Source organism: Streptomyces sp. URMC 123 (assembly GCF_051386515.1).
Classification (GTDB): Bacteria; Actinomycetota; Actinomycetes; order Streptomycetales; family Streptomycetaceae; genus Streptomyces.
Genome location: NZ_JBPQTV010000574.1, coordinates 1 through 1,863, shown reverse-complemented (window position 1 = coordinate 1,863; position 1,863 = coordinate 1). Strand labels below are relative to the sequence as shown.

Below are 1,863 nucleotides of genomic sequence, written 5' to 3'. Positions count from 1 at the left end.
CCGGCTTGTGCAGCTGTTCGGGAAAGGAGTCGACCGCGAACGCGGGACCGGGCGGCACATCGTAGGTGATGCGCTGCACGAGCTGCGGAATCGCCCGAAAGCCGTTGCGGCAGCGCCCGTTTGCGTCGGGGAACGCCACATGCGTGCGGTGATTGGCGCTGTCGATGTTCCGGCCGTCCCAACAGCTCTGGAAGGTGAAGGTGCGGACCACTTTGCTGCCCTGGGGACAGATCGGGTACTTGTCCTTCAGCTGGCGGTCCTCGAAGCCCGTGCAGCTCCAGGACGCGTTGGCGTTGTCCACCCCGTTGGTGAACGCCTTGGCGTCGCCCGTGATGATGCGCAGGAAGCGCGGCATGGGGACGACCTTGCCCGCCGGGCTGCCCCGGAAGGACAGGGAGACCGACGCCGGGGTCCTGATCTCCCCGACATTGCCGTCCCGGCCGCCGCCCGGCGCGTTGGCGTCCCGGTCCTGCCGGCCGTTCTGGAGCCGCAGCACGGGCCAGTAGTGGGTGGACTGGTCCTGGCGATTGGCACAGGTGGTACGGCCGCGGGCCAGGCTGTCATTGGTGGAGAAGGCGTTGGTGTCCTGATTGCCCACATAGTCGTGCATATGGTGGGCGCCGTTGCCGACCCCGGGCGCGGCGATCACATTGTCCGAGTTGAACTTCCGGTTCTCGTTCCGGCCGCAGTTGGTGGTGAAGGTGCCGGTGGAGGCGTTGCCCGAGCGCTGCGGGGCGCGGACGTTGGGCCGGACCGTGGTGATGTCGACGAAGTCGGCGCGGGAGGGGCCGTTGCCGGCCTGTCCGTTGCCCCCGCCACCCCGCCCCTGCCCTTGGCCCTGGCCCTGTCCTTGACCCTGCCCCCGGCCTTGCTGCCCGCGGCCGAGCGTCTGCGCCGTGGCGGCGTCGTCCTCCCGCAGGGTGCAGGGCGCGAGCTTCTCCAGCCCCTCCGGTTTGGCCGCCGCGTCCCGCGCCAGCGTCTCCGTGATCCGCCCGATGGTCGCCCGCCGCTCCTCGGTCAGCGGGTCCAGAATGGCGGTATTGGCGTAGTCGCCGTCCTCGGCCATGCGCTCCCGGGCGCCCTGGAAGCGTTCGTAGGCCCGGGTGATCTGGGTGTCCAGCGCGGCGAGTTCCTTGTCCACCGCCAGCCGCGACCGGTCCGGCACTTCGGGCAGGCCGTTCACCACTTCCGGGCAGTCTATGGTCGCCGCGTTCGTCCAGGCCGCCTGCTCGCCGCGGCTGTCCGGCGATCCGCCCGAGCCGTCGCCCCAGGGCGTGCCGGCGGACGCGTACACGTTCACGGCCACGAGCCCGCCCCCGCCCAGCAGCAGGGCTACGGCCGCCACGGCCGCCTTGCCGAGGAGCGGTGAGCGTTTGTGCGCTTTCTTCTGTTTCATGGAACCCCTCTGCGTCGTTCCGGAAGGAGGGGGCCTTCCGGTCGGGGAGAGCGCCGTTCCATACGGACGCGGGCGGGGTTCCGTTCAACGCGACGGCCACACCGTCCCCCGGCGTCACCCCGGCGGCGGCCGGATGGCACGATGTCCGCTCGATGAGGCACTACCGGTCGGCGCTACGGCTCGTACGGGCCGCGCTGTTCGCGGCCGTCGCCGTCGTGCTGGCCGGTGCCGGACACGCCCTGATGTCGGGCGGTCACATTCCGTTGGCCGGGCTGCTGGCCGCGTTCGCCGTGACCGGGGCCGTCGCATGGGCGGCGGCGGGGAAACAGCGCGGGCCGGTGGCCATCGCGACCGGTCTGGTCGCCGTCCAGGGCGCGCTGCACCTGATCTTCGCGGGGGCGCGCTCGTGGCCGTGAACGTGTACGCGTCCGCCGGCACGCCCTGGGGCGACGGCTCGGGCGGATCGC

Annotated in this window: 2 protein-coding genes; one reads left to right on the top strand and one right to left on the bottom strand. The window is 71.7% G+C overall.

The features are described from left to right. The coding region (locus ACSNOD_RS30870; RefSeq protein ID WP_436770382.1) for a DUF1996 domain-containing protein at window positions 1-1,396 on the bottom strand (1,396 nt) is incomplete at its 3' end. Between the two features lie 152 nt (window positions 1,397-1,548). On the opposite strand from ACSNOD_RS30870, the gene ACSNOD_RS30865 reads away from it, so the two are divergent. Next, window positions 1,549-1,812, top strand: coding sequence for a hypothetical protein (locus tag ACSNOD_RS30865; protein WP_436770381.1), 264 nt, complete (start codon window positions 1,549-1,551; stop codon window positions 1,810-1,812). Window positions 1,813-1,863: the final 51 nt, after the last annotated feature.

What these genes read in the sequence shown, in the direction of transcription:
- ACSNOD_RS30865 (WP_436770381.1), top strand. Translation starts at nt 1,549, where the DNA reads ATGAGGCACTACCGGTCGGCGCTACGGCTCGTACGGGCCGCGCTGTTC.